This window comes from Aliivibrio finisterrensis (genome assembly GCF_008933155.1).
Taxonomy (GTDB): Bacteria; Pseudomonadota; Gammaproteobacteria; order Enterobacterales; family Vibrionaceae; genus Aliivibrio; species Aliivibrio finisterrensis.
In genome coordinates this window covers 200,266-225,495 of record NZ_WBVP01000001.1, presented here as the reverse complement: position 1 = coordinate 225,495, position 25,230 = coordinate 200,266, and the positions used below count along the sequence as shown (strand labels likewise).

Below are 25,230 nucleotides of genomic sequence, written 5' to 3'. Positions count from 1 at the left end.
TATGCTAGAGACGGTTCATAAAATACGGAGCACTTCGCAATAAAATCAATCTAGGTTAACAAACATACATATTTTTTGATGGAGGATGCAGTATGGTTGGTTAGATGTTAATTATCGTTCACTACCCTAAAGCCGAGCGTGTCTGAGCGGTAATATGGTGACAAACTTTGCATATAATTGGGATTGTTAGTTTGCTCTGAAGGGATCTTATAATTACCACCTTTATAGATAGCTTCTGTTGTTCCTTCCTGGTTAAAAGAAATACTAGAACTCCATTCAGAAACGTGACTATTTAGTCCACAAATCGACGTTTTTGAAGATGGACAATTGGAAGACGCGTCTTCGAGAATTGTGATGTTTTTGCTTTGTTGAGTTCCAGGAGAGAGAGATTTTAAAAATAGATAGCTCCATTCTTCTTGTGTAGGAAGTCGCCCACCACTCCATGAAGCAAAAGCATAAGCAGACCACCAATCAACGCCCGTCACCGGTTTTTTTGGAAATAATAATTGTGATTCCCAATTTAAAGGAATATAGGAATGATCGTAAGGCTGGTTTTTAGAAGAAAATAGATTGAAATGGATTAGTGGGTCCATTAAAAATCGGTTGTATTGAGCGACAGTTATTTCGTGGATACCAACATTTATCGATGAATTCGATTTGGTATTCCTAATCTTACGCACAATAGAATAAAATGCATCTTCATTTAATAAACTAGCGGCAGTTGCGAAGTTAGAGTCTTTAGGTACTCCTAATGTATAATTTCCGTCGGGTATCTTACTTATTTTTTCACCTTTTGGAAATAAGTCAAAAATGCATCTAAATCCTAGCCGGTTACTTTTTTTATTTGGATCTATTAAGCGAATTGTAAAATTTAGAGCAGATAAATAGGGATCTTTATCAAAACCATTCGGTCCTTTTATCGCTGCTTTATTATTTAGAACAACCCATTCTGAAACATTTCCCCCAAGATCATAAATCTGATTAGTTGTTGCAGTATTAGTGATTTTAGCACAACTTTTTGTAGTATTGAGCAATGGGTCTAAATAGGGAAAGTCATCATATATAAAAGTATTTCCCCAGGGGTATAAATTATTTTTTAGCCCCTTAGCTGCTGCTTCCCATTCTGATGCGGTAGGTAATCGACCACCTCTACTGCTACAATAACGTTTTGCTTGTTCAAAATCGATACCTGTAGCTGGAGAGTTTAATTGACCGCTGATCCGGTGATTAAAAGTTGTGGATTTAGTATCATTATAACTATTGAGGTAAAGGTTAAATTCTTTTTGTGAAACTTCACATTGATGGATGTATTTATTTTTAATAACAAATGCACTTTCTGGAATAATTAAAGATTTTTTTATAAATGGGTGTTTATGAATGAAATTATTGTATTGAAATAATATTTCATCTAATGGATGCAATTGTTTTTCATCGTGTATAAATTCGACAGAGTCAGTGCTGATTTTTAACGTTCTAAATAATAGACTAGATGAAATGAACATAATGAAAATAAAAAATATAAATAACATAAAATATAAATAACGTTTCATATTATCTTCCTATTATTTTTCTATAAATTGAAAATAAAGAGAGACTTATAAGCAAAATTAAAATAATCGAGAATGTTTCAATTACATCAGGGATAGACGGTTTTGTAGAAACAATATATTTCCCCTTTATACTTGGTTTGTTCTCTTCCGATTTAATATTTAATTCTTGCGCTTTTTTATCAAAAGAAGAGAATAAAAGCCCTAGAGTTATTTGTGAATTTTCCATATCAAAAAGGGCAACTAACCGCCATTGATTGGCTGATAGTGGATATTCGTCAACGTAGGTTAAAATTGAATTTGGTGTTAAATGGACTCGATTCCCCTTATGAATAACGGGATAAGTATTCAGGTTCATCTTAATAAACTCTTTATTTTGTGCATTTATTTCAAGAGGACCCTTGGTATTATAAATTGTCACGGAATCTTGATAGCGGTCCAGTAAAAGCCCTATACTCGTATAGTTGTTCTCACTTTTTTTTCTATCAATAAAGAGTGTATTACTCCTTGGTAAATTTTTAAGAAATAAAATATTACTTGCCCACAATTTAAATTGTTCAGTCTCTTTTATTTTTTCTTTGATTACATCGATATCATAGGATTGAATATCCTCTAAAGAGGAAAACTTCCCTTCTCTTAGTGCTTGATTTGAATGTAACATCGTGGCGTAAGTAGTGATTAATAAATCCATTACACTAAGATCCATGTTTGTATTATTGCTCGGGATCCCTGCTACCTGCAGCGATAACTGAGCAGGATTATTCGTGACAAACTCACTATATGAATCAGAAGATTGACTGTTATTTCCAATGCTGATGTTATTGTCAAATTTTTCAAAAATACCATTTTCATTTATTTCGTTTTGATCACTAATTTCGCTCAGCTCAATAATATTGTTGTTATCATCATTTGTGCTATTTTCGGATAGTGCAGTGCTATCACTGTCATTTGGGGCATCTAGAAGGTCGTCTTCGCCAGCAGACCCTAAATCTTGTGATGCATTAGGATCAGAATTAATTCCAGAATATATTGATTTTTGATCCTTAGACAACTCATAGTTACTTGAAGAAGTTTCACCTACAAAGTGCCAATGCCTAGGCTTCATATTATGGCTTCGTAGAATGGACATAAAAACATGGAAGTTATTAATGCTATAAATATCAACTCGAAATAAATTTTTATCTATGATTGGTAATTTAGATAAGTATTCATCAAGTGGGGAATTTTGAGTCAATAACAAATTTCTGTTCCAAAATTTCTTTGACGCTACTTCATAAACACCACCATTCACTAATTCAAAAATAGGAATGTTTTCTTTTATTATTCTCTTATCTAATTGACTTTCATGATAATCATGAAGGATGGAAGGTGGACTGGTTTTTAATGAGTTCATTACTAATGATGACATAATTTCTCTACTTAGTACCACGGTAATATCTTTTGCTTTTTCAATTTTTTGTTTTTCTTTCTCGCTCTCAATTAAGATAGTAGTCATTATAAGAATGAGCAAAACAATCACTCCGTTTGCTAAAATATCGGATAAGACCATACCAAAAGAAGAAAATGTTTTAAATTTACCGTTCATTATTATCTTTCATATAATAAGGTAAATCATTTAACTTTATTGATTTCATCGTTTGGTCATCAATAACTATCCATCCAATAGATACACGTTTATTTGGATAAACTTTTTGAAGGCAGTCTCTAGCCTGTTTCATTGTCGTCACTCCATTTTCTAGTATTGCAAATATAATTTGATTTTTAGCTACAGAATAAACAGTGTTAGCATAATTAACAAAAGCACCTTCTTGATTACAAATTGATTCTGATTTTAAAAACTTACCATTTTCAATAATAAATAAACTGTCAGGGTAGGCAATAACAACATAACCCTCTCCATTTTCCCCCCAGCTAATTTTATATTCTCCATCATTAGAAAGAGCATCGAGCCTCTCTTCCAATCGAAAAGATGAAAAAACATTCATGATAACGTAAAGGACAATAAGTAAGGCAAAAACACCACCAAAAACTTCAATGCTTGCAATACTTTCTCCGATCTCTGATTTCTTCTTTTTATTCATATTTTTTATTACTTAGCTCAATCTCAAGTTGAGAAATAAATGCGTCTTCAGAATTAGATGAAATAATGGTAAAAAATGTAGAGATTATCCCAAGGGAGAGCGCTATCAATGTTGTATCAAATGCGATGCCTAGAGGTGCTATCGCCTGGCTAATACCTTGGGTGATATTTTGCACATCGCCATTGCTGGACATGATCTGTTGAATACTTTCTGATGATAGAGAAATACCTAAGACGGTACCAATAAATCCGAGGATCGGAATTGACCAATTAATAAAGTGCGGGAGTTGAAACTTTCGATAATGATGAGAATATAATTGAGAAAGATAAATATCAATCGCTTTATCATTGATGTTATTTAGCTTTAGAGCATTTAAGTCAGCTATAAAAATAGAAGGATTTTTATTTAATCGAATCATTTTTATTTTACTACTAATTAATATAGACATACACTCGATAATACAAGAATAAAATAAATATAAAGTTATTGGTGGGATAATACCACGGTCCAAAAACTTATCGCTAACTAGAATTAAGTAACTGTCTTTATATAAATATATTTGTGTTAGAGTGAATAATGTAATAGGAATTGAAACTAAGAAAGAGGAGATATCAATTTTTTTAAATTTATCAAGAAACAACCCATTATTCTTAAACATATTTGCTGAGTAAATAATCATATATGACATAACACTAAAAGATAGTGTTATGAGAATAATTCTAAGTTTGCTTGAAAATCCTGATGTCAATAGTTCGTATATCCAGAATGTACTAAAAATGCAAGAAGTAAACAATATTAAAAATTGAGATGCGATACAGGTTTTTAATTGAAACTTTTTAAAGAAAAATACAGAGGCAACATTTATAGCAAGGAGACTACAAAGTAGAATTAATAAGTATAAATTGGAATTTAGATAAATTACACATATAGAAGCTACAATGATTGTGGCAATATTTATTATATATAATATTAGCATTCTATTTCCTTATATGCCTGAGTAACTAAATTTTAATGGTTTTATATGTATTATAATGAGATGTAAAATCATTAAAATGAATTATGTATTTTCTTATTATAGTTCCTTTTTTTTAATTTTGTAGATTTTTATAGCACTTAATGTCTATCAGAACCTTTGGATTATTTTTACAAAATATACTATTTGATAAGTGGTATTAGAAGCCATCTAATTAAGTCTTAATTACTTATTTATAAGTTCAAGTATCCCATTGAAACCTATTGAAATTCCTCACAAAGCGTTCTTAATATGATTATAAAGTAGAGGGATTTTATCGACTCTAAAGCCATAAATTTTTTGGGTAGGGGCGATGAAAGTAAAAAGCACGTTAGTGGTTAGTGAAAGCATAGATACTGTACGAATGATTGATTCATTCTTCAGTGTTATAAATTTGCTAATATTTTTACTTGAGATGGTTTTAGTGTACGACTGCACATGATATTTGCCTTCATGCTGCAAACTTACAACTTAAGGGAAGATTAGGCCGAAAAGCTTGTAATTTAGATACTAAAACGCCGCTAATAAAAGCGGCGTTTTAAATAGGTGGAAGCCCCAGCCACATCCCGGCACACACGTCGCCCGCTGCGGCTGCTCCCTTCCAGGCCTGACCGAGTTCACGAGTTAGTGTTGCGGGAGGACCAGGGCCTCCATTGATTCTGTAGTTCGTTAAGAACGGAACAGATTATTGTACATAGCTATAAATAATGCAAGCAGAAATCAATAAAAAGCAGTTAAGTGGTTAATTAATAAGCGTCTTATGTGGTTGGTAGCGTAAGGATTATTATTTATGTCATGATGCAATGGGCATAATTATGGTCCTATTTATTTTTCATCATATAAATGATCTCATTCATAAAACGAACGAAATCAATGTGTTCGTGATGACTATTAGAGGGTGATCACTAATTTTTTTTTGTTTATTTGATATGATAAATAAAAAAAGTTGGCTATTTTGACTAATCGTATAATTTACAAACAAATAAAATACTTCGTTATCACTATTTTATTGATAGGAGTCACTCCTATCTTTTATCTGTGGGGCCAATATCAGACAGAGTTGAATGCGATTCAATTCCAAAGAGAAAGCGCAGCTAAACATCAGCTCAATTTTAGCCAAAAAGAGGTGTACTTTATTACTTCAGAGTTAAGTACTTCTTTAAAGCTTCTATCAGACAATCGGGTATTATTAGAATTTATCCAAGATCCTTCATTTAAAAATAGGTCACTGCTTGAATCAATTTGGGCACTTACCGCGACTAACTATTCTTATATTTCACAAATACGTTTTATTGGGGTTGATGGAAAAGAGATATCTCGTATTAATAAAGAGGAAAATGGGATCGAAATCGTTCCTATAAGTGAACTTCAAGATAAATCATATCGAGATTACTTTATTTATGCACAAACGCTCAAAGCAGATACTCTTGGCTTTTTTGGGATTGATTTAGAAGTTGAGAATGGAAAAGTTGTTACTCCGTTACAGCCCTCCTTACGCATATTCACCCCTGTTGAAATAGATAGTGATCGTAAAGGTTATCTTGTTTTTAATTTAGATGTTTATGAAATCGTAGCGCAAGTAGAAGCTTCACTAGAGGTCGGGTATCAATTAGATTTTGTAAATGAAGAAGGTTATTACCTTACCTCTCAAGATAAACAAAAAACATTGGGTCATCTTATTACTGAGCGAGATATTCATAATGTTCTTATTGAGACGCCTGAGTTATGGCAAAAAATGAAAACTCAGAATGCAGGGGAGTTTGCAGATAAGCAATCTTTTTACTCCTTTGTAAAGGTTACTTTTGGTGGTGATTTTGATAGTAATTCACTTTATTTAATATTAAGAAGTGAGAATAACTTAGCAACGGCAAACTTAGACCATGAATTAACATTTATTATTTATGAAGCTATTTTGACAGTATTATTTGTTACTTTCATTTCTATCTTAATTGCGCGTTATATAGCCAAACATAGAACAACAAGTCTTGAAAGTCAGTTAGCACTAGCTGCATTAAATGGTATGTCAGCGATAGTTATTACCGATAAAAATAATCGTATTATTAAAGTAAATGAAGAGTTTACTCGATTGAGTGGGTGGACAGAGGAGGAGGTCATCGGGCAATCACCATCTATGTTCCAATCTGGAGTGCATAATAAAAATTTTTACTCAGCAATGTGGAAAACTATTCAGTCTGAAGGGTTATGGGAAGGTGAGGTTACCAATAAGCGAAAAGATGGCAGCTTATTAACGGAGATATTACGTATACAAGCTATTTGTAATAATGATGGCAAGAGAGAGTATTTCATTGCCTCATTTGTTGATATTACAGAGAGAAAAGGGCTAGAAAATCGCCTTCGGGAGTTGAGTGAAAAAGATCCACTAACCCAGTGCTGGAATCGACGTAAGTTTGAACGTGAATTTTCGGATATTATAGCGAATGATTCATTTATGAAAGGGATCGAGTCGTCGTGTTTAGCTATTATCGATATTGATTATTTTAAGCAAATTAATGATAAATATGGTCATGACGTTGGTGACAAAGTGATTACTGAAGTGGCTAGAATGCTAGGCTCAGAAAGTCGTCGTAGTGATTTTGTTGCGCGTATTGGTGGAGAAGAATTTGCCGTTATTTTGCCTAATACTCAATTACAAGAAGCAGAAATTATTTTAAATAGATTGCGGGTAGCAGTCAGTTTAAATGACCATATTAAAGTAACCATTAGTGCTGGCATCACTGATATTTGTAATAGCCGTGAAGCCAGTTATAAACGTGCTGATCTTGCTTTATACGAATCAAAAGCCTCAGGGCGAAATCAAATATATTGCTTTAGTTCTGATGAAATGATGACACAAATTGCATAATTCTTTTATGCAGATATATTTTTATTTCTTGAAAATACCGATGATACCTTTTGTCACATCGGTAATTTTTTGTTTGTCGTTTGCTGTTTTCAGAATATAGGTCTGATTTTTATGTAAACAAATTAAATGAGCTATTGAATCTAATCTATAAGCGATGCAATTAACTCACAAGTGAAACTCTTGTTTATTTATTCTTATAGTCATTAAGTACAATTTTTAATGCTTTTATCGCAATGTCTTTTTTTACTTCGTTACTTTCTAATAGGTAAATTAAATCGACAGCAAGTTTAATTTCATCAGGAGCATTATCGAGTGGACTCGTAGTGGTGTCTTTTTCAATGTTAACGTTAGTTTCGATATCATCGTTGATTGCTTGTTCTTTAGTCATTCTGCTCTCGATAAGTAATTTGTTGTTCTAAACGTTTCATGGCTTCTTTACAGCGCTCTAATCTCTTTTCTGTGGTAAGCAGTGTTTTTTGTAAACCTTGCTGCTGAGAAAAGGAATGGCAGTTATTTATGGCGTGCTCTTGCTCTCTAACCATTTGAGTTAGTCGGCGTTCCCATTCTTGATGCTGAGCTAAGTCTTGATACATATCACTGATCGGCTTTTTGTAGCTGCCTTTTGGTCTTGGCTCATTTGAACGGATACGTTGAGTTGCCACCTCGCGTTGAATTGCTTCTATTTGTGCAACCAGCATTTGCGTTAAATATTCGGCACGTTGAGCAGTGAGGATACCCGCTTTTTCTTCTCGTTGAATTGACCCAAGGGTTGATTTAGTTTCGTTGATGCAAGGAACAAGGTAACGACTGCGGCAGCCAAATAATCGCTCATCAAATAAGGGTAATCGCTGTTCACCTCGGCGACGATCAATTTCTGCAGCCGTTTTCCCTAGCTGCTCAAGCATGATTTCAATAGAACTGAAGTTTGTCATTGTATCCTCTCAATTTAGAACCATGCATCCAGCGCAAGTTTAGCCGCTAAGATACAGACAACAGTAACAAAAACAGGGCGAATAAATTTAGAGCCAAATCGAATTGCAGAATGAGCACCAATAAAAGCGCCAACCATTAAACACACCCCCATAGTTAATCCGAGGGCCCAATTAATATGCCCAAGAAAAGCAAACGTGATTAATGAGGTTATATTACTGGTAAAGTTCATTGCTTTGGCTAAACCAGAAGCAAGTAATATATTTAGACGATACATAGCCATGCTGCTGACTGTCCAAAATGCTCCAGTACCAGGGCCAGCAACGCCATCATAAAATCCAAGAGTTAAGCCTTGAATGATTTGTTGTTTTTTTAATGTGGGTGTTTTTTCTGGTAATTGGTTCTGTTCTGATGTGACGCTTTTAGGCCAAATAGTATATAAGGCGGCGGCTAAGATAATAAGAGGTAAGCCTTTTTCTAACCACTCTGTAGAAATATAGTTAACTAATAGAGTGCCAAAGGTTGCCCCAAATAGTGTGGCAATAAAAGAAGCCTTCCAAAAGTTGGGGTCAAATAATTTTTTTTTGAAATAGGTAAGTGCGGCTGTTGATGAGGCAAATGTAGCGGCCAGTTTGTTAGTACCTAAAGCAATGTGTGGTGGTAATCCAATGGATAATAATGCAGGTACGGTTAACATTCCGCCACCGCCTGCAACTGCATCAATAAATCCAGCAATAAAAGCAACCAACCCTAAAATAAGCAGGGTACTTGGTTCAAGAAATTCCATATAAACTCTTAATTATAAGTATAGGTAGAGTCGCCGTTCAATTGGCGACAATCGTTAGCTGTTATAGGTAAAATACAACTTGAGTAAAAGATGAACCTTTACTCTATCACTCTCTTAAAAGGAGGTAATGCATCTAAAAGCGCTTTGCCATAACGTTTAGTTATAACGCGTCGGTCAAGCAGCACAACTCTACCAGAATCTTCTTCTTTACGCAGTAAGCGTCCAACAGATTGGATCAATTTTTTACTCGCTTCTGGAACGCTGATCTGCATAAATGGATTGCCACCTCTGCTTTCAATATATTCCGAATGCGCTTCTTCTACCGGTGAAGTAGGAACACCAAATGGGATCTTAGTGATGATTAAATTGGTTAGTAGGTTTCCAGGTAAATCTAAGCCTTCAGAAAAACTTCCTGTACCAAATAAGATACTGATTTTATTTTCCTTACAAAGCTTCTTATGCTTTTTTAAGATCTCTTGACGAGACTCTTGCCCTTGAATTAATAAACTCCAACCGTGTTTCTTGGCTATTTTTTCAATGCCTTCTGCGACTTTGTTCATTTGCCAATAAGAAGAGAACAAAACTAAGCTTGAGGTTTGATCAGCAAGATAAAAAGGCAACTCTTCAATTAATAAATCCGTAAAACCGGGAGCAGAAGGCTCCATTGGCAGTTTTGGAATAACCAATTGTGCGTTTTCTTGATAATTAAACGGAGAAGCCAAAGAGAGAAAACGAACGCCATCTTCTGGTCTCTCTGAAATCCCAGCTTGCTTACAGAAGAATGAATAACTATTAAGCGCGCGCATAGTTGCTGAAACAATAACAGCACCAGCAGCGCGACTCCAAAGATTTTGTTCCAATTGCCAACCGACTTCCAGTGGAGATACATTAATGACAGTGTCACTTTCTCTGTCTTTACTTTTCTCTAGCCAACGAGCGAGTGGTGCGCCTTTATCGCTGTTAGGCTTTGCCATTAAGAACCAGACTTGAGCTAAGTTTTCTAACCGTTGTAGATAAAACCCCATTTCTGCTAATGCTGGCTCTGCCATTCTTGGTGCTAGTTCTCCGTCTTTCATTCGTTCGGATATTAAATCACTGATCTTGGCTAATGCTTGATTTGCTTTGGTTGACACCTCTTTTAACTCTTTTGCTTGTTCAGCGAGCCAAGTTGGAATTTCACCGTGCTCGAAACGATAAATACCATCATCATTAAAGAGTGTCGGATCAAACTGTTTACTTAGCTGATTTAAAGAGGGGATAAGCTCTTGTAGATTTTCATGCAGTGTATTTTGAAAACGATTCACTCGCTTCTGATCGGCAAGATTACAAAATTTACTGACCGATTTATTTAATGACTCTAGCCAAGAAGCGGTGCCTTTTAAACTTGCAGCAGCAGAAGAGTGCTCACGTGCTACGTTAGGCAAGTGATGGGCTTCATCGAATATATAGATGGTTTGTTCTGGCTCAGAAAGAACCACTCCACCGCCCAAGTCGATATCGGCCATCACAAGGCTGTGATTTGCGATCACTACATCTGCTTTATCCAGATGCTCTCGTGCTTTCTGAAAAGGGCAATCTCGATGCATTGGTAAACCGTTATGACAGCTGTATTTATCAGAGACAACATTTTGCCAGATAGAAGAAGGTATTGTTGTTGGCCAACTGTCGATGTCTCCATCCCATTTACCTTCAGAATGTGCTTTATACATTCTTCTCAAAAGATCTAAATCTTTCTTTTTAGGTTTTTCTGTAAACAAAGCCGTCTGTTTATCTTCTTCGTGATTCGTTTCTACCAATAGAGCCAGTTTATGGCTACAGCAGTAACGCTGTCTTCCTTTTGCAATAATAAAAGAGAAGGGAAGTGGTGAGATACGGCGATAAAAAGGCAAGTCTTTATGAGCGAGTTGTTCCTGCAAGGCAACGGTTGCCGTAGAAATGACCACTTTCTTATTATTCAGTTTGGCAAAAGGAATAACACTTAGTAGATAAGCTAAGGATTTGCCAATGCCGGTACCTGCTTCTGCCACAATCATGCGATGTGTATCACTGTATTCACCTGCAAGTGATTTAGCGATTTCTGCTACTAAATAGTTCTGTGCACGGCGAGGTATGAAACCTGGTAATTGATCTTGTAGTGTTTTATAGCTTTCGCGGATGCAATCAGTAACAGCTTTGTTCAGCATGATGAACTCTAGTGAAGATAAAAAACCATTGTAGCACGCGTTATCTAATGTGATCCCCTGCAAAAAATGCATTCTTATGTATTTAAATCGAGACATACGTCACGAAAATAAAATGAACCTATATAAAACACCTAAATGTTAATTTTTAGAATTGATATTTACATTGTTTACTTAATAAATGCAGTATTTTATTCTTGTTTTTATATTTAATAGCATATTATTCAGAATTAAATTCCTTTGAACTAAGAAGTATATATTTACTTAAGTTTTCATTTTAATGCGTGTTGTGCGTCTAAAATACTTGCGGCGTGAGATAAGCCACTGTTTTTATTGGTTTTATGTTTTTTTTGATAACTTTATGCGTAGCGTTGACATGGAAGGAAAGATTTTGCACAGTAGTACTCGACATCTAGAAGCGCTGATTAATCACACAATTTAGATGTGTTGTTCAGTGAAGAATAAAATTACATAAATACATGGAACCGGAAATCGGATTTCCAAATCTTTAAGAAAAGGCAGTGGATTATTATGAAAAAGACTCTAGTAGCATTATCAGTTTTAGCAGCATCAACTGGTTCAGTACAAGCATTTGAAATTTACAATCAAGATGGTGTAACTGTTAATATGGGCGGTGATATTGAAGTTGTTTACTTATCAGCAAAGTCTGATGATGACCGTGTTGAAGATGGTGATTCGACAGATTTGCACCAAGAAATTCAAGATGCAGATATCAAATTTGATGTGCGCTACGCTGTTAATGATAGCCTACAATTTGGCGGTTTCTTTGAGCTTCAAGATACTGGTACAAATACTGGCGATGCATATGTAGCTTTATATTCTGATTCAGTCGGTTCAATTAAAGTTGGTCGTACTTGTACTGCTCTAGATGACGCAGGTATTGGCTCGGATTACCAATTTGGTATTACTACTTGGTTTAGCGGAAGTGATATGTTCTGTGGTGACGAAGTTATTCGTTGGGATCTTGATAAAGAAAATTTTTATGCAACAGTAGCTCTTGCTCAAGACAAGAATAATTCATCACCTAATGGTGTTGGTACAGATGAAACTTACTTTGATGCGCGTGTTGGTTACCGAGTAGCGTCTTTTGACTTCACTTTATTAGGTGGTTCTGGTGATAACCAACATAAGCATAACCATACCCTATTAGGAGCTGAAGCTCGTTTTAATGGCGTTGAGAATTTAGGTCTTGCGGCTGCATTTTATTCAACAGATAATGATGTGGTTAAAGCTGATACAGTAGCTCTTTCTGCTACTTATCAACTTGATTTAATTGCACTTGCTACTGGTGTAAGCTTCGATTCAAATGATGAGAAAGGTTCAGATAATGTAACGTCATGGTATGTGAATGCTGGTTATCCAATTGCACCAAATACAACTGCTTATGTTGAAGTTGGTGCTGATGATGGTAAGACTGAAACTAAAATGTCGGATGGCGTAACTTCTGTTGAAGATCATGGAACTGGTTTTGCTATCGGCGTTAAAGCATCGTTTTAATCTTATTTAATTAAGATATACTTTAAACCACCCTTAGTAGGGTGGTTTTTTTATGGATAAAATAATTGGAGCTTATATGAAATTTAAATTAGGACTTTTAAGCTTAATGCTTGCGTCTTCAACTCAGGCTGCAACATTGACTCCTAAAAAAGGAGTAGAGATCTTATTTGTTAATGGCATTAAAACAGAAGAAAAACGAGATACGATAGAAGTTGATGCAATTAATACACAGTTAGTTCTTCGTTATAATCAAAAAGTAGGTAACGGAAATTCAGCTAAAATTTTTGATTCCGCACCATTTATATTATCGTTCGATATCCCTGAATCAGATTTAGTTATTAAAGCTCCAAGAGTTCATAGTTATGAACAAGCGAAAAAGACATTTAAAACTCAACCTGAATGGGAAATTACTAATTCTAATGATGATAAGATTTCGTATCAGCAAGAGAGGCTGAAACCAGCTGAAGGTTTTATGCCATATTATGATCTCGATACTATGCTTCAAAAATATAATCAAGAAAAAGGCATTGTTTTCGGTACTGCTGCAACATTAATAGCTGGTGCAAAAACAATAGAAAGTAATCAAGACACAGTAAATAATAAGGTTTCAAACCTTGAACAGCTTCAAGCGTGGTACACAAAAGCGTCTAAGGAAGAGCGCAAGGCCTTCCAAAAATGGATCATTGATCACAATTAATTTTTAGCCTTTCTTATAATACCTGTCTTTTTATTCCGCTATTTGAAAAAAAATTAGCGGAATAAGCACTTTTTTTACCTTGCATCTTTTCTCTATTTCTATTTATAAATGTTAAAAACTAACCCTGGCTAGTTATCGCTCATTTAGCTTTATTTATACTTTATATTCATTTGTTATAAGCACTTAACTCAATTGGTTGTGTTTTTGTTTGTGTGGGTATTTATGTAAATTTATGTTTTTCAGTTTGAGCTTGATCACGCTTTTATGTTTTCATTTATAACTTGCTGTATTTCATCTCTTTATTATTTTTTACTTTCCTTGACTTTGCGCGTTGACACAATGAGGAATCTTTAGCAAAGTAGCGTCCAGAAACAGAGACGCTAACAAGTCGCACGTTAGATGCAGCTGTAGCGTTTCTAAAATAAAGGGAACCGGAAATCGGATTTCCAAATCTTTCTAAGAAAAGGCAGTGGACTTAATATTATGAAAAAGACTCTTTTAGCGTTATCAGTATTTGCAGCAGCTACTTCAGCTCAAGCGTTTGAACTTTATAACCAAGATGGCGTAACTGTAGACATGGGTGGTGACATCGAAGTTGTTTACATGCAAGGTTTGGAAAAAAACAGCGAGTTTCAACAAGATATCCAAGACGCAGACGTTAAGTTTGATGTTCGTTACGCGATGACAGACAGTGTTCAATTTGGTGCGTTTTTTGAACTTCAAGACACAGGTACTATTCCTGGTGATACATACGTAGCTCTATACACAGAGACTATGGGTTCTCTTAAAGTTGGTAAACTATGTACTGCACTTGATGATGCAGGTATCGGTGCTGATTACCAATACGGTATTACTACATTCTTTAAAGGCGCGAGCGATGGTAATTTCTGTCTACCAGAAGCAGTTCGTTACGATATCGACACTGGTAGCTTCTACGCAACAGTAGCAATGGCCCAAGACAAAGCAGACACTAATGCTGCGATTGGTAAAAATGCAATTTTCCTAGACACACGTATGGGTTACCGTGTAGCTGATTTTGATTTCACGGTTCTTGGTGGAACAACAGAAACTGACGCTAAGAAAACCGAAACATTGTTAGGTGCAGAAGTTCGTTATGCTGGTGTTGAAAATCTAAACCTAGCAGCTGCTTACTACTCAATGGATTTCGACAAAGAAACGTCTAATACAGTAGCACTAGCTGCTGAATACCAATTAGATGTTGTTGCTCTAGCTGCTGGTTACAGCTTCTCATCTTCAGATGCTAAAGCTGTTGAAGACTTAAATACTTGGTATGTAAATGCTGGTTACCCACTTGCACCAAACACAACTGCGTATGTTGAAGTTGGTGGCAACGATGTTAAAGACAGCAACACTGGTCTAGCTATCGGTGTTAAAGCTGAATTCTAATCTTAGTTAATTAAGATATAATGAAACCACTCTACTTGTAGGGTGGTTTTTTTTTAGGTAAGAAAAAGGAATAAAAATGAAAACTAAAGTAATGGTAGTAAGTTCTTTTTTTGTATCAGCGGTGCAAGCTGCAACGTTAACTCCATCGACAGGAGTAGAGGTCTTATTCATTAATGGTATTAAAAATGAAGAAAAACGAGAAATCGTTAATGTAGAAGCACCAACCGTACAATTATTACTGAGATATAATGAAAAAGTAGGTTCAGGTAGCAGTAAAAAGGTATTTGATTCAGCTCCTTATGTTGTAACTTTTAATGTTATTGAATCAGACATTACAATAAAGGCCCCTAAAGTTTACAGTTACGAGCAGGCAAGAGTAGAGTTTAAAAGTAACCCTATGTGGGTAATTACTAACTCGGAAGGTTCAGTAGTTTCTTATACACAAGCTAAGTTACCACCAGAAGAGGGCTTTATGCCTTATTATGATCTGGAGACAATGCTGACAAAGTACAATAAAGCTCAAAATGTATCTTTTGCAGTAGGTGAAAGTGACTTAAATCAAGTTAATTCAACAAAGTTTAAAGCTGGTCAAACTATACCGAGTTTAGAACAATTAAAAAAAGACTACTTACTAATAAATAAAACAGACCGCAAAGCTTTCCAGAAATGGATTATTGATCAAGACTAAATTTAATCACGTCGATTGATCTGTACAAATGGTATTTTAACCGAATCTAACTTTCTTTAAAAAATATGATCTTTTTTGTTGAAATAAAACCACAGTTTGATAATGTGTTTACAAGGTTAAAAACAAAATCAATTTGTTACTAAAGGTTTATAATTATGCGTATTCAAGGTCTGAACATTCATCATCACCATCATCCTGAGTAGTCTTTCGGGAGGATATGCATATCCGGGAAGGCAATTAGAATTTCCTTCCGGTGAATACAATTTCAAACCCTCGGAAGGTAAAACTTCTGAGGGTTTTTTCGTTTTATGACCAAAATTAAACAAATAGCTACCACAAATTTAGAATTACATTTTTACAAGGAAGAAATTATGTCATCACAACGTCTACGCATCGCGATTCAAAAGAAAGGCCGTTTATCTAAAGAGTGCCAAGAGTTATTTAAGCGCTGCGGCATGAAATTTAACATATCGGGTGAGCGTCTGGTTGTTCATTCTGAAAATATGCCAATTGATTTATTGTTAGTTCGTGATGATGATATTCCAAGCTTAATCATGGATGGTGTGGTCGATTTAGGTGTGATTGGTGAAAACGAGCTTGAAGAAGTACGTTTAGAGCGTAAAGCGCTTGGTGAGCCTTCAGCATTTACAGCTCTACGTCGTTTAGATTTTGGTGGTTGTCGTCTATCTATCGCTATTGATAAAGATGAAACGTACAATGGCCCACAAGATCTCGCTGGTAAGCGTATTGCAACGACTTACCCTCGGCTGCTTAAAAGCTTTATGGACCAACAAGGCATTCCATTTTCTACCTGTATTCTAAACGGCTCTGTTGAAGTTGCTCCTCGCGCTGGTCTTTCTGATGCAATTGCTGATTTAGTTTCAACTGGCGCAACGCTAGAAGCCAATGGCTTAAAAGAAGCAGAAGTAATTTTCCGCTCTAAAGCAACCCTAATTCAACGTCAAGGTGAGTTCGATGCGGATAAATCCGCGCTAATTGAAAAGCTACTGACACGCATGCAAGGTTGTATTCAAGCCAAAGAATCTAAGTACATCATGCTACACGCACCAACAGATAAATTAGAAGCGATTAAATCACTACTTCCAGGAGCAGAAGATCCAACAGTACTTCCTCTATCAAGTGATGGTGCAAAAGTAGCCGTTCACTTAGTAAGCACAGAAAATCTATTCTGGGAAACAATGGAACAGCTAAAAGCACTGGGTGCGAGCTCTATTCTTGTATTGCCAATTGAGAAGATGATGGAGTAACCATTATGAAAACTCTAGTTTGGCAAACACTCAGTGACTCACAACAAAATACAGTACTACAACGCCCTGCGATTACTGAGGGGGCAAATATTACTGCTTCGGTAACCAATGTCATTAATACGGTTAAACAAGAAGGCGATGCAGGCGTATTGGCCTTAACCGAAAAGTTTGATGGTGTAAAACCTGATTCGATTCGAGTCTCTAAATCAGAGATTGATGCGGCAAGTGAACGTTTATCTGAAGAGATGAAAGCGGCGCTACAACAAGCGTATAGTAATATCTCTAAGTTTCACAAAGCACAAAAGCCACAACCAATAAAAGTAGAAACTCAACCGGGCGTGGTGTGTGAACAAATCACCATGCCGATCAATAAAGTGGGTCTTTATATCCCTGGCGGCAGTGCGCCATTACCATCAACGGTATTAATGTTAGGCATCCCTGCACAAATTGCCGGATGCCAAAAAGTGGTATTGTGTTCACCTCCGCCAATCGCCGATGAAATTTTGTATGTCGCTAAACTGTGTAAGATTGATGAAGTGTACAACATTGGTGGTGCACAAGCGGTTGCGGCCATGGCGTATGGTACAAAATCGGTGTCTAAAGTGGATAAGATTTTTGGCCCAGGTAACGCATACGTAACCGAAGCTAAGCGTCAGGTATCCAATGATTTTCGTGGTGCTGCGATAGATATGCCAGCTGGCCCATCAGAAGTTTTGGTTATTGCCGATGAAACTGCTGATCCTGATTTCATTGCTGCTGATCTCTTAAGTCAAGCTGAGCACGGACCTGATTCACAAGTTGTATTAGTGACTCCATCTCCGATCATTGCAGATCAGGTTGCAGATGCAATAGATCGACAATTGAAAGCGCTGACTCGTTCAGATATTGCTCGTCAAGCACTCGCTTCTAGTTTGTTAATTATTGCTGATTCACTAACACAATGTGTTTCAATCTCAAACTTTTATGGTCCTGAGCACTTAATTGTTCAAACCAAAAATCCTCGTGAATTATTGCCATTGCTAGATAATGCAGGTTCTATATTCTTAGGAGATTATTCTCCTGAATCAGCTGGGGATTACGCATCAGGGACCAACCATGTATTGCCTACTTACGGTTATACGCGAACCTATTCCAGCTTAGGTCTTGCGGATTTCTCTAAACGTATGACGGTACAAGAGTTGACTGCAGATGGTTTAAAAGGTTTAGCTTCAACGGTAGTCACAATGGCAGAAGCTGAAGGGCTTGATGCTCACAAACGAGCGGTTACAATCAGAATTGAAAAGTTAGCTAAGTTAGAAGCTAATCAGCTAGATACGAATCAATAGGAATTCATGATGGAAAAGTTAGCCAGAAAACAAGTGCAAGCATTAACGCCTTATCTCTCAGCCCGCCGCATTGGTGGTACAGGGGATGTGTGGTTAAACGCCAATGAATCTCCATTTGATAATGAATACAAATTCAATTTTGCACGCCTTAATCGTTACAGCGAATGTCAACCACCAGAGCTAATTAATGCTTATGCGGCTTACGCAAATGTAAGGTCAGAGCAAGTGCTAACGTCACGCGGTGCTGATGAAGGCATTGAATTATTAGTTCGTGCGTTCTGTGAGCCAAATGAAGATGCGATTTTATATTGTCCACCAACTTATGGCATGTACTCAATCAGTGCAGAAACGATTGGTGTAGAGACTAAAACGGTGCCACTTACTTCTGATTGGCAGCTAGATCTTCCAGCAATAGAAGCAAGCTTAGAAAACGTCAAAGTTGTGTTTGTGTGTAGTCCAAATAACCCAACAGGCAACATCGTTAATCGTAAAGACATTCTTTCATTGCTTGAGATGACAAAAGATCGCGCCATTGTTGTTATGGATGAAGCTTACATCGATTTTTGTATGGAGAAATCTACGGTCGATTTACTGGCTGATTATCCACACCTTGCTATCTTACGTACGTTGTCTAAAGCCTTTGCATTAGCGGGGTTACGCTGTGGTTTTACATTAGCAAATGAAGAACTGATTAATGTATTACTTAAAGTGATTGCGCCATACCCAGTGCCAGTTCCTGTGGCTGAGATTGCTACTCAAGCCTTATCTGAAGCCGGTTTAGCTCGCATGAAATACCAAATGCTTGATTTAAGTGCAAATCGTGCTTATTTACAAGCAGGATTAATGGTCTTACCGGGTGTTACCGTTTATGAAGGTTGGGGTAACTACCTGTTAGTGAAGTTTACGGATGGTGATGCCATATTTAAAGCCGCATGGGATCACGGCATTATTTTACGTAATTCGCCAATTAAAGATTGTGTACGTATTAGTGTGGGTAATCGCGAAGAATGTGAAAAAACATTGGGCTTTATCCGTAATCAATTACTGTGATTGGTATCATTTATCCTTCAAGCTTAGGAATAAGGCGTTGGGGATAAAATTAAAAAAAGAAAAATTAAAAGGACGTTCCTGTGAGCAAACAACAAAAGATTTTATTTATCGATCGTGATGGCACCTTAATTGTTGAGCCGCCGGTGGATTTCCAAGTAGACCGCTTAGATAAGCTAAAGTTTGAGCCTTTGGTTATTCCATCTCTACTTTCTCTTCAAGATGCCGGTTACCGTTTAGTGATGGTAACCAATCAAGACGGTTTAGGGACAGATAGCTACCCACAAGATGAGTTCGATGCGCCACACAATATGATGATGGCGTTTTTTGAATCGCAAGGCGTTAAATTTGATGATGTTCTGATCTGTCCTCACTTTGAAGAAGACAACTGCTCATGCCGTAAACCTAAATTGGGTATGGTTAAAGAGTATCTTCAAGGTGGAAAAGTGGATTTTCAACACTCAGTCGTGATTGGTGATCGCCAAACGGATCTTCAATTGGCTGAGAACATGGCGATCCGTGGTATTCAATATCACCCTGAGACAATGAATTGGCCTGCGATCTTAAAAGATCTGACCGTAAATGCACGTACTGCAGAAGTAATACGTACCACCAAAGAAACGGACATTAAAGTGTTTGTTAATTTGGATGAGCAGGGTGGCAATGAGATCAGTACTGGTCTTGGTTTCTTTGATCACATGCTTGATCAAATTGCTACGCACGGCGGTTTCCAAATGAAGATCAATGTAGAGGGCGACTTACACATTGATGATCACCACACTATTGAAGATACGGCTCTTGCACTGGGCGAAGCATTAAAAGAAGCCTTGGGTGACAAACGTGGCATTGGCCGCTTTGGTTTTAGCTTACCAATGGATGAGTGTTTAGCACAATGTGCGCTGGATTTATCAGGTCGTCCATATCTGAAATTTGATGCCAAATTTAGTCGTGATCAAGTAGGTGACTTATCAACAGAAATGGTGGTTCACTTCTTCCGCTCTCTAACTGATACTCTTGCTTGTACGCTCCACCTCTCTTCTGCAGGTCATAATGATCATCACATTATTGAAAGCCTATTTAAAGCGTTTGGTCGTACTTTACGCCAAGCGATTAAAGTAGAAGGCAATGAACTGCCAAGCTCAAAAGGCGTATTGTAGGAGTGACTATGACAAAGCAAAATGTCGTTATTATTGATACGGGCTGCTCTAACGTTTCATCAGTGAGATTTGCGATTGAGCGTTTAGGTTATGAGGTTAGGATAAGCCGTGATCCGCAAGTTGTTTTAGCGGCAGGTAAGTTGTTTTTACCGGGTGTTGGCACAGCAAGTGAAGCGATGAAAAACTTGGCTGAACGAGATCTTATTGAGTTGGTTAAACAAGTTGAAAAGCCGCTATTGGGTATTTGTTTAGGCATGCAGCTGCTGGGTAAACTTTCTGAAGAGAAAGGCCAAAAAGCAGATCAAATTGTGGACTGTTTAGGCTTATGTGATGGCGAAGTTCGTAAGCTTCAAACAGGTGATTTACCACTGCCTCACATGGGTTGGAATACAATTAAATCTGCCGAAGATCATCCGCTGTTTAAAGACATTCCAGAGAACAGTTACTTTTACTTTGTACACAGCTTTGGCATGCAAGTGGGTGATTATACCATAGCCTCGTGTGACTATGGACAACCGTTCACCGCTGCACTGCAAGCGGGCAATTATTACGGTGTTCAGTTTCACCCAGAGCGTTCAAGTAAAGTGGGTTCAAAGCTTATTCAGAACTTTTTGGAGTTGTAAAGGGCAGGGTTCAGAATAGAAAGGGTTCAGATCGGTCGCAAGCTCCCTTAAAGGTTTCAGGGGTGGGTAGGGGTTAATCCTAATATCACAACAACTACCCTGAAACCTGCAAGCGAAGCGCCCTGAATCCTAAATCTTTTAGCAGCGATAGAATTAAAAAAGAAATAGGACTCTCCACGAGTGAGAGCTAAAAGGAATTAGAATGATCATTCCAGCATTAGATTTAATTGAAGGCCAAGTAGTTCGTCTTTTTCAAGGTGACTACGGGCAAGTAACAGAATACAAAGTTGATCCGGCTGAACAGTTCAATTTGTATCACCAAGCAGGCGCTAATTGGTTGCACCTTGTTGATTTAACGGGCGCAAAAGACACAACAGCGCGTCAATTGGATTTGATTGCACGTTTGTTAGCAAGTACCCCAGCCAATATCCAAATTGGTGGTGGCGTACGTAATGAAGCAGACGTACAAGATTTATTAAACGCTGGTGCACAGCGTGTGGTTGTTGGATCAACAGCAGTAAAACAGCCAGAATTAGTCAAAGGTTGGATGGAAAAATACGGCGCAGAAAAAATCGTATTAGCGCTAGATATTAACATTGATGAAAACGGCACCCGTAACGTTGCTATTTCAGGCTGGCAAGAAGACTCAGGCGTAACGATTGAAGCGCTGCTTGAAGATTACCTAACCGTTGGTCTTAAGCACGTGTTATGTACTGACATATCACGCGATGGTACGTTGCAAGGATCGAATGTAGAACTGTACGTAGACCTATGCAAACAGTACCCACAAGTGCAATTCCAATCATCAGGTGGCATTGGTTCATTAGATGATATCGCTGCGCTTAAAGGCTCTGGTGTTGCTGGTGTCATTGTCGGTCGAGCACTTCTTGATGGCAAGTTTACCGCAGAGGAGGCATTCCAATGTTGGCAAAGCGAATAATTCCTTGTCTTGATGTTAAAGATGGACAAGTGGTCAAAGGCGTTCAATTTCGTAACCATGAAATTATTGGTGATATCGTTCCGTTAGCGCAGCGTTACGCAGAAGAAGGCGCCGATGAGTTGGTTTTTTATGATATTACCGCATCAAGTGATGGTCGCGTCGTCGATAAAAGCTGGGTCGCACGCGTTGCTGAAGTGATTGATATTCCATTCTGTGTGGCAGGTGGTATTAAAACGGCAGAAGATGCGGCGAAGATTTTAGAGTTTGGTGCGGACAAAGTATCAATTAACTCTCCTGCATTAGCGAACCCAGAACTTATCACAGAACTTGCCGATAAATTTGGTGTTCAGTGCATCGTCGTGGGTATTGATTCTTACTTTGATAAAGAAACGGGTAAATACCAAGTTTATCAATTTACTGGTGATGAAGAGCGTACCAAAGCAACCAAATGGGAAACCAAAGATTGGGTGCAAGAAGTTCAAAAACGCGGAGCAGGCGAAATCGTACTAAACATGATGAACCAAGATGGCGTTCGTAATGGTTACGATTTAGAACAATTGAAAATGGTACGAGAAGTGTGCCATGTTCCATTAATTGCGTCAGGTGGTGCAGGTGAAATGGTTCACTTTGCGGATGCTTATAAAACAACCAATGTTGATGGTGCGTTAGCAGCGTCAGTATTTCACAAACAAATCATCAATATTGGTGAATTGAAAGAATATTTAGCCGAACAGGATGTAGAGGTACGCCGATGAGCCAACAAGAATTAGTAACACGAATTGATTGGGAAAAAGTGGATGGTTTAGTGCCTGCTATTATTCAAGATTTTGGTTCAAGCCAAGTATTGATGATGGGTTACATGAACCAAGAAGCCTTGGCGAAAACGCTAGAGACAGAAAAAGTCACGTTTTTCTCTCGCACTAAAAACCGTTTATGGACCAAAGGTGAAGAGTCGGGGAACAGTTTAAATCTGGTAAATATCTCTCTAGATTGCGATAACGATACTCTGCTTATTAAAGTAAACCCTGTTGGTCCAACGTGCCATACAGGAACCACTACGTGTTGGGATGGTGATAAAACCGAAGAAACACAATTGGTGTGGCTTCATCAGTTGGAACAGCTACTTGCCGAGCGTAAGAATGCTGATCCTGACTCATCTTACACCGCAAGTCTCTATGCCCGTGGCACCAAACGTATTTCGCAGAAAGTTGGTGAAGAAGGCGTTGAAGTCGCGCTTGCAGCGACGTCGGGTGACAAGGCGGAGTTAGTGTGTGAATCAGCCGATTTAATATATCACCTGTTTGTTCTACTTCAAGATCAAGGTCTATCGTTCGATGATGTGATCAATAAACTGAAAGAACGTCATAAGTAAGCCTCTTTAATTGCAAATAATAATTCAACGTCGGTCATCTGATCGGCGTTTTTATTGGAATTGAGATACCATCCTCGCTATACTCTGCGCTCAATTTTAGGAGCGCCAATGTTCGATATCCTTTATCAAAATTCAGATTTTCTTGCTATAAATAAGCACCCAAACATCAGTGTTCATAAAGATGATGGTGAAACCTCATTATTGATTGAGTTAGCTAAAGTTACTGGTGATAAACAGCTTTATTTAATTCATCGTTTAGACAAGATGACATCAGGACTATTGTTGATTGGTCGTAATCAGTCTGCTGCAAGTGAATTATCACAATTGTTCGCAAAGCGTTTGGTTGAAAAATATTACCTCGCTATTGGTGATAAAAAGCCTAAGAAAAAACAAGGTCTGGTTATTGGCGATATGGAACGTTCACGTAGAGCGTCATGGAAGCTCATTAACAGTAAAGAAAACCCTGCAATTACTCAGTTTTTCTCAACGGCTGCACATAATGGCAATCGTCTATTTTTATGTAAGCCCCATACTGGTAAAACTCATCAAATTCGAGTCGCATTAAAGAGTGTGGGATCAGGTATTTTGGGTGATTCAATTTATAGCTCATCTAAAGCAGATCGTGGCTATCTTCATGCGTATGCTTTACGCTTTACTTATCAAGAGCAAGCATTTGAATTTGTTGAAACACCAAAGCAAGGCGATGAGTGGCAAGATGACACCATTCAAGCAGGATTAGCGCAGTGGCAAACACCGTGGACATTAACTTGGCCAGAGATTAAGAAGAAATCATGAAGATAGAAGCATTAGATACCTTATTTACTCACTTAGAAGTACAGCTAGTAACCCCACAGAATGAGCTTCGTCGTTTATTTCATGGCCGTGGTCAATGCTTTGAAGGCTTAGAACAGCTTACCGTTGATTGGCTTCAAGGTCAGGGTTCTCAAAGTCAAAGCTCTCAAGGTCAACTAGTGGTGGCGTTATTTAAAGAGCAAGAGCCTACTTTTGTTGAAGCTCTAGAATCAAAGCTACACGCGTTTGCCGGATCTGATACATGGAAAAATGCTAAAGGCCAAGCCATTTTATTGCAACATCGTTATCAAGAATTAGCACCCACTCAAGTGGTGTGGGGCAGTGAAGATACTTTCCCTGTTGCAGTTGAAAATGGCCTAAAATATCAGTTAGAGCTTAAAAAGAACCAGAACATGGGGCTATTTTTAGATATGCGCTATGGTCGTGAATGGGTTCAAGCGCACAGTGAAGGCAAATCAGTATTAAACTTGTTTGCGTATACGTGTGGCTTTTCTGTTGCTGCGATTGCGGGTGGCGCGACTCAAGTGGTTAATTTAGATATGGCAAAAGGGCCGTTGAGCCGTGGTCGTGATAACCACCGTTTAAATGATCATGATCTGTCTAAAGTTAAATTCTTGGGTCATGATATTTTTAAGTCGTGGGGTAAGATTAAGAAACTTGGCTTGTATGATCTGATTATCATAGATCCGCCAAGTTTTCAAAAAGGCAGCTTTGCATTGACTAAAGATTATCAAAAGATCTTACGTCGTTTACCAAGTTTATTGAGTGAAACGGGTGAAGTGTTAGCTTGTGTGAATTCGCCAGCGGTATCTACTGACTTCCTGATTGATGGTATGGCTGAAGAAGCGCCAGAGCTGATGTTTATAGAGCGTTTAGATAACCCGCCAGAGTTTGCAGATATTAATCCTGAAAGCGGCTTAAAAGTGATGCGTTTTACACGCTAGATAAGCTAATTAGCTACATTGGTATTACGAT

General features: G+C 37.5%; 23 protein-coding genes, 1 other RNA gene and 1 other annotated feature. Of the genes, 15 read left to right on the top strand and 9 right to left on the bottom strand.

Annotation, left to right across the window (positions count from 1 at the left end):
- Nucleotides 1-107: 107 nt before the first annotated feature.
- The 5 genes from F8B77_RS00985 to ffs all read right to left on the bottom strand — a co-directional run bounded on the left by F8B77_RS00985 (nt 108) and on the right by ffs (nt 5,287).
- A complete protein-coding gene (locus tag F8B77_RS00985) occupies nt 108-1,550 on the bottom strand; it encodes a formylglycine-generating enzyme family protein (protein ID WP_151652933.1) in 1,443 nt (480 codons plus the stop codon).
- Between the two features lies 1 nt (nt 1,551).
- The gene (locus tag F8B77_RS00980; protein ID WP_151652931.1) at nt 1,552-3,132 is read right to left on the bottom strand and encodes a hypothetical protein; all 1,581 of its coding nucleotides are present in this window, start codon (nt 3,130-3,132) and stop codon (nt 1,552-1,554) included.
- Nucleotides 3,122-3,628 (bottom strand): hypothetical protein, encoded by a 507-nt coding sequence (locus tag F8B77_RS00975; protein WP_151652929.1) that lies wholly within the window; start codon nt 3,626-3,628, stop codon nt 3,122-3,124. The genes F8B77_RS00980 and F8B77_RS00975 overlap by 11 nt, the downstream gene beginning before the upstream one ends.
- Nucleotides 3,621-4,286 carry a MotA/TolQ/ExbB proton channel family protein gene (locus F8B77_RS00970; RefSeq protein ID WP_167512723.1) on the bottom strand — a complete coding sequence of 222 codons (666 nt, stop codon included), beginning with the start codon at nt 4,284-4,286 and terminating at the stop codon, nt 3,621-3,623. Before F8B77_RS00970 ends, F8B77_RS00975 begins: the two co-directional genes overlap by 8 nt.
- Before the next feature lie 904 nt (nt 4,287-5,190).
- Nucleotides 5,191-5,287, bottom strand: an RNA gene (gene ffs / locus F8B77_RS00965) — signal recognition particle sRNA small type.
- Between the two features lie 308 nt (nt 5,288-5,595).
- On the opposite strand from ffs, the gene F8B77_RS00960 reads away from it, so the two are divergent.
- Entirely contained in the window at nt 5,596-7,503 is a 1,908-nt protein-coding gene (locus F8B77_RS00960) for a sensor domain-containing diguanylate cyclase (protein WP_244298157.1), read from the top strand.
- Nucleotides 7,504-7,687: 184 nt separating this feature from the next.
- On the opposite strand, the gene rsmS is transcribed toward F8B77_RS00960, so the two are convergent.
- From rsmS to dinG, 4 genes are all read right to left on the bottom strand, one after another.
- On the bottom strand, nt 7,688-7,843 hold the full coding sequence (rsmS, locus tag F8B77_RS00955) for a pleiotropic regulatory protein RsmS (RefSeq protein WP_208846045.1): 156 nt from the start codon (nt 7,841-7,843) through the stop codon (nt 7,688-7,690).
- Nucleotides 7,844-7,883: 40 nt separating this feature from the next.
- Nucleotides 7,884-8,435 (bottom strand): primosomal replication protein, encoded by a 552-nt coding sequence (locus F8B77_RS00950; protein ID WP_130043307.1) that lies wholly within the window; start codon nt 8,433-8,435, stop codon nt 7,884-7,886.
- A 14-nt stretch (nt 8,436-8,449) separates the two neighbouring features.
- Nucleotides 8,450-9,220 carry a TSUP family transporter gene (locus F8B77_RS00945; RefSeq protein WP_130048266.1) on the bottom strand — a complete coding sequence of 257 codons (771 nt, stop codon included), beginning with the start codon at nt 9,218-9,220 and terminating at the stop codon, nt 8,450-8,452.
- Between the two features lie 98 nt (nt 9,221-9,318).
- Entirely contained in the window at nt 9,319-11,403 is a 2,085-nt protein-coding gene (gene dinG, locus F8B77_RS00940) for an ATP-dependent DNA helicase DinG (RefSeq protein ID WP_151652923.1), read from the bottom strand.
- Nucleotides 11,404-11,931: 528 nt separating this feature from the next.
- On the opposite strand from dinG, the gene F8B77_RS00935 reads away from it, so the two are divergent.
- The 14 genes from F8B77_RS00935 to F8B77_RS00870 all read left to right on the top strand — a co-directional run bounded on the left by F8B77_RS00935 (nt 11,932) and on the right by F8B77_RS00870 (nt 25,199).
- Nucleotides 11,932-12,918, top strand: a complete 987-nt coding sequence (locus F8B77_RS00935) for a porin (RefSeq protein WP_151652921.1) — start codon at nt 11,932-11,934, stop codon at nt 12,916-12,918.
- A 52-nt stretch (nt 12,919-12,970) separates the two neighbouring features.
- Nucleotides 12,971-13,615 carry a YccT family protein gene (locus tag F8B77_RS00930; RefSeq protein WP_244298156.1) on the top strand — a complete coding sequence of 215 codons (645 nt, stop codon included), beginning with the start codon at nt 12,971-12,973 and terminating at the stop codon, nt 13,613-13,615.
- A 483-nt stretch (nt 13,616-14,098) separates the two neighbouring features.
- Nucleotides 14,099-15,022, top strand: coding sequence for a porin (locus tag F8B77_RS00925; RefSeq protein ID WP_151652919.1), 924 nt, complete (start codon nt 14,099-14,101; stop codon nt 15,020-15,022).
- 76 nt (nt 15,023-15,098) lie between these two features.
- Entirely contained in the window at nt 15,099-15,710 is a 612-nt protein-coding gene (locus tag F8B77_RS00920; RefSeq protein WP_151652917.1) for a DUF2057 family protein, read from the top strand.
- A 178-nt stretch (nt 15,711-15,888) separates the two neighbouring features.
- Nucleotides 15,889-16,015, top strand: a sequence feature (His leader region).
- 66 nt (nt 16,016-16,081) lie between these two features.
- Nucleotides 16,082-16,978, top strand: coding sequence for an ATP phosphoribosyltransferase (hisG, locus tag F8B77_RS00915; protein WP_151652915.1), 897 nt, complete (start codon nt 16,082-16,084; stop codon nt 16,976-16,978).
- A 5-nt stretch (nt 16,979-16,983) separates the two neighbouring features.
- Nucleotides 16,984-18,303: a histidinol dehydrogenase gene (gene hisD / locus F8B77_RS00910; RefSeq protein WP_151652913.1), complete on the top strand. Its 1,320-nt coding sequence runs from the start codon at nt 16,984-16,986 to the stop codon at nt 18,301-18,303.
- A gap of 9 nt (nt 18,304-18,312) precedes the next feature.
- Nucleotides 18,313-19,353: a histidinol-phosphate transaminase gene (gene hisC / locus F8B77_RS00905; RefSeq protein ID WP_151652911.1), complete on the top strand. Its 1,041-nt coding sequence runs from the start codon at nt 18,313-18,315 to the stop codon at nt 19,351-19,353.
- A gap of 80 nt (nt 19,354-19,433) precedes the next feature.
- Nucleotides 19,434-20,507 (top strand): bifunctional histidinol-phosphatase/imidazoleglycerol-phosphate dehydratase HisB, encoded by a 1,074-nt coding sequence (gene hisB / locus F8B77_RS00900; RefSeq protein ID WP_151652909.1) that lies wholly within the window; start codon nt 19,434-19,436, stop codon nt 20,505-20,507.
- 8 nt (nt 20,508-20,515) lie between these two features.
- On the top strand, nt 20,516-21,130 hold the full coding sequence (hisH, locus tag F8B77_RS00895; RefSeq protein WP_151652907.1) for an imidazole glycerol phosphate synthase subunit HisH: 615 nt from the start codon (nt 20,516-20,518) through the stop codon (nt 21,128-21,130).
- Between the two features lie 202 nt (nt 21,131-21,332).
- Nucleotides 21,333-22,070, top strand: coding sequence for a 1-(5-phosphoribosyl)-5-[(5-phosphoribosylamino)methylideneamino]imidazole-4-carboxamide isomerase (hisA, locus tag F8B77_RS00890; RefSeq protein WP_005418747.1), 738 nt, complete (start codon nt 21,333-21,335; stop codon nt 22,068-22,070).
- Nucleotides 22,052-22,825 (top strand): imidazole glycerol phosphate synthase subunit HisF, encoded by a 774-nt coding sequence (gene hisF, locus F8B77_RS00885; protein ID WP_151652905.1) that lies wholly within the window; start codon nt 22,052-22,054, stop codon nt 22,823-22,825. Before hisA ends, hisF begins: the two co-directional genes overlap by 19 nt.
- Nucleotides 22,822-23,442, top strand: a complete 621-nt coding sequence (gene hisIE, locus F8B77_RS00880; RefSeq protein WP_151652903.1) for a bifunctional phosphoribosyl-AMP cyclohydrolase/phosphoribosyl-ATP diphosphatase HisIE — start codon at nt 22,822-22,824, stop codon at nt 23,440-23,442. The genes hisF and hisIE overlap by 4 nt, the downstream gene beginning before the upstream one ends.
- A gap of 108 nt (nt 23,443-23,550) precedes the next feature.
- Nucleotides 23,551-24,237 carry a TIGR01621 family pseudouridine synthase gene (locus F8B77_RS00875; protein WP_151652901.1) on the top strand — a complete coding sequence of 229 codons (687 nt, stop codon included), beginning with the start codon at nt 23,551-23,553 and terminating at the stop codon, nt 24,235-24,237.
- Nucleotides 24,234-25,199: a class I SAM-dependent methyltransferase gene (locus F8B77_RS00870; RefSeq protein WP_151652899.1), complete on the top strand. Its 966-nt coding sequence runs from the start codon at nt 24,234-24,236 to the stop codon at nt 25,197-25,199. The genes F8B77_RS00875 and F8B77_RS00870 overlap by 4 nt, the downstream gene beginning before the upstream one ends.
- Nucleotides 25,200-25,230: the final 31 nt, after the last annotated feature.

Excerpts from the sequence above, each read along its gene's own strand:
- F8B77_RS00985 (WP_151652933.1), bottom strand. The coding sequence starts at position 1,550 with ATGAAACGTTATTTATATTTTATGTTATTTATATTTTTTATTTTCATT.
- F8B77_RS00980 (WP_151652931.1), bottom strand. The coding sequence starts at position 3,132 with ATGAACGGTAAATTTAAAACATTTTCTTCTTTTGGTATGGTCTTATCC.
- F8B77_RS00975 (WP_151652929.1), bottom strand. The coding sequence starts at position 3,628 with ATGAATAAAAAGAAGAAATCAGAGATCGGAGAAAGTATTGCAAGCATT.
- F8B77_RS00970 (WP_167512723.1), bottom strand. The coding sequence starts at position 4,286 with ATGTTTAAGAATAATGGGTTGTTTCTTGATAAATTTAAAAAAATTGAT.
- F8B77_RS00950 (WP_130043307.1), bottom strand. The coding sequence starts at position 8,435 with ATGACAAACTTCAGTTCTATTGAAATCATGCTTGAGCAGCTAGGGAAA.
- F8B77_RS00945 (WP_130048266.1), bottom strand. The coding sequence starts at position 9,220 with ATGGAATTTCTTGAACCAAGTACCCTGCTTATTTTAGGGTTGGTTGCT.
- dinG (WP_151652923.1), bottom strand. The coding sequence starts at position 11,403 with ATGCTGAACAAAGCTGTTACTGATTGCATCCGCGAAAGCTATAAAACA.
- F8B77_RS00935 (WP_151652921.1), top strand. The coding sequence starts at position 11,932 with ATGAAAAAGACTCTAGTAGCATTATCAGTTTTAGCAGCATCAACTGGT.
- F8B77_RS00930 (WP_244298156.1), top strand. The coding sequence starts at position 12,971 with ATGGATAAAATAATTGGAGCTTATATGAAATTTAAATTAGGACTTTTA.
- F8B77_RS00925 (WP_151652919.1), top strand. The coding sequence starts at position 14,099 with ATGAAAAAGACTCTTTTAGCGTTATCAGTATTTGCAGCAGCTACTTCA.
- F8B77_RS00920 (WP_151652917.1), top strand. The coding sequence starts at position 15,099 with ATGAAAACTAAAGTAATGGTAGTAAGTTCTTTTTTTGTATCAGCGGTG.
- hisG (WP_151652915.1), top strand. The coding sequence starts at position 16,082 with ATGTCATCACAACGTCTACGCATCGCGATTCAAAAGAAAGGCCGTTTA.
- hisD (WP_151652913.1), top strand. The coding sequence starts at position 16,984 with ATGAAAACTCTAGTTTGGCAAACACTCAGTGACTCACAACAAAATACA.
- hisC (WP_151652911.1), top strand. The coding sequence starts at position 18,313 with ATGGAAAAGTTAGCCAGAAAACAAGTGCAAGCATTAACGCCTTATCTC.
- hisH (WP_151652907.1), top strand. The coding sequence starts at position 20,516 with ATGACAAAGCAAAATGTCGTTATTATTGATACGGGCTGCTCTAACGTT.
- hisA (WP_005418747.1), top strand. The coding sequence starts at position 21,333 with ATGATCATTCCAGCATTAGATTTAATTGAAGGCCAAGTAGTTCGTCTT.
- hisF (WP_151652905.1), top strand. The coding sequence starts at position 22,052 with ATGTTGGCAAAGCGAATAATTCCTTGTCTTGATGTTAAAGATGGACAA.
- hisIE (WP_151652903.1), top strand. The coding sequence starts at position 22,822 with ATGAGCCAACAAGAATTAGTAACACGAATTGATTGGGAAAAAGTGGAT.
- F8B77_RS00875 (WP_151652901.1), top strand. The coding sequence starts at position 23,551 with ATGTTCGATATCCTTTATCAAAATTCAGATTTTCTTGCTATAAATAAG.
- F8B77_RS00870 (WP_151652899.1), top strand. The coding sequence starts at position 24,234 with ATGAAGATAGAAGCATTAGATACCTTATTTACTCACTTAGAAGTACAG.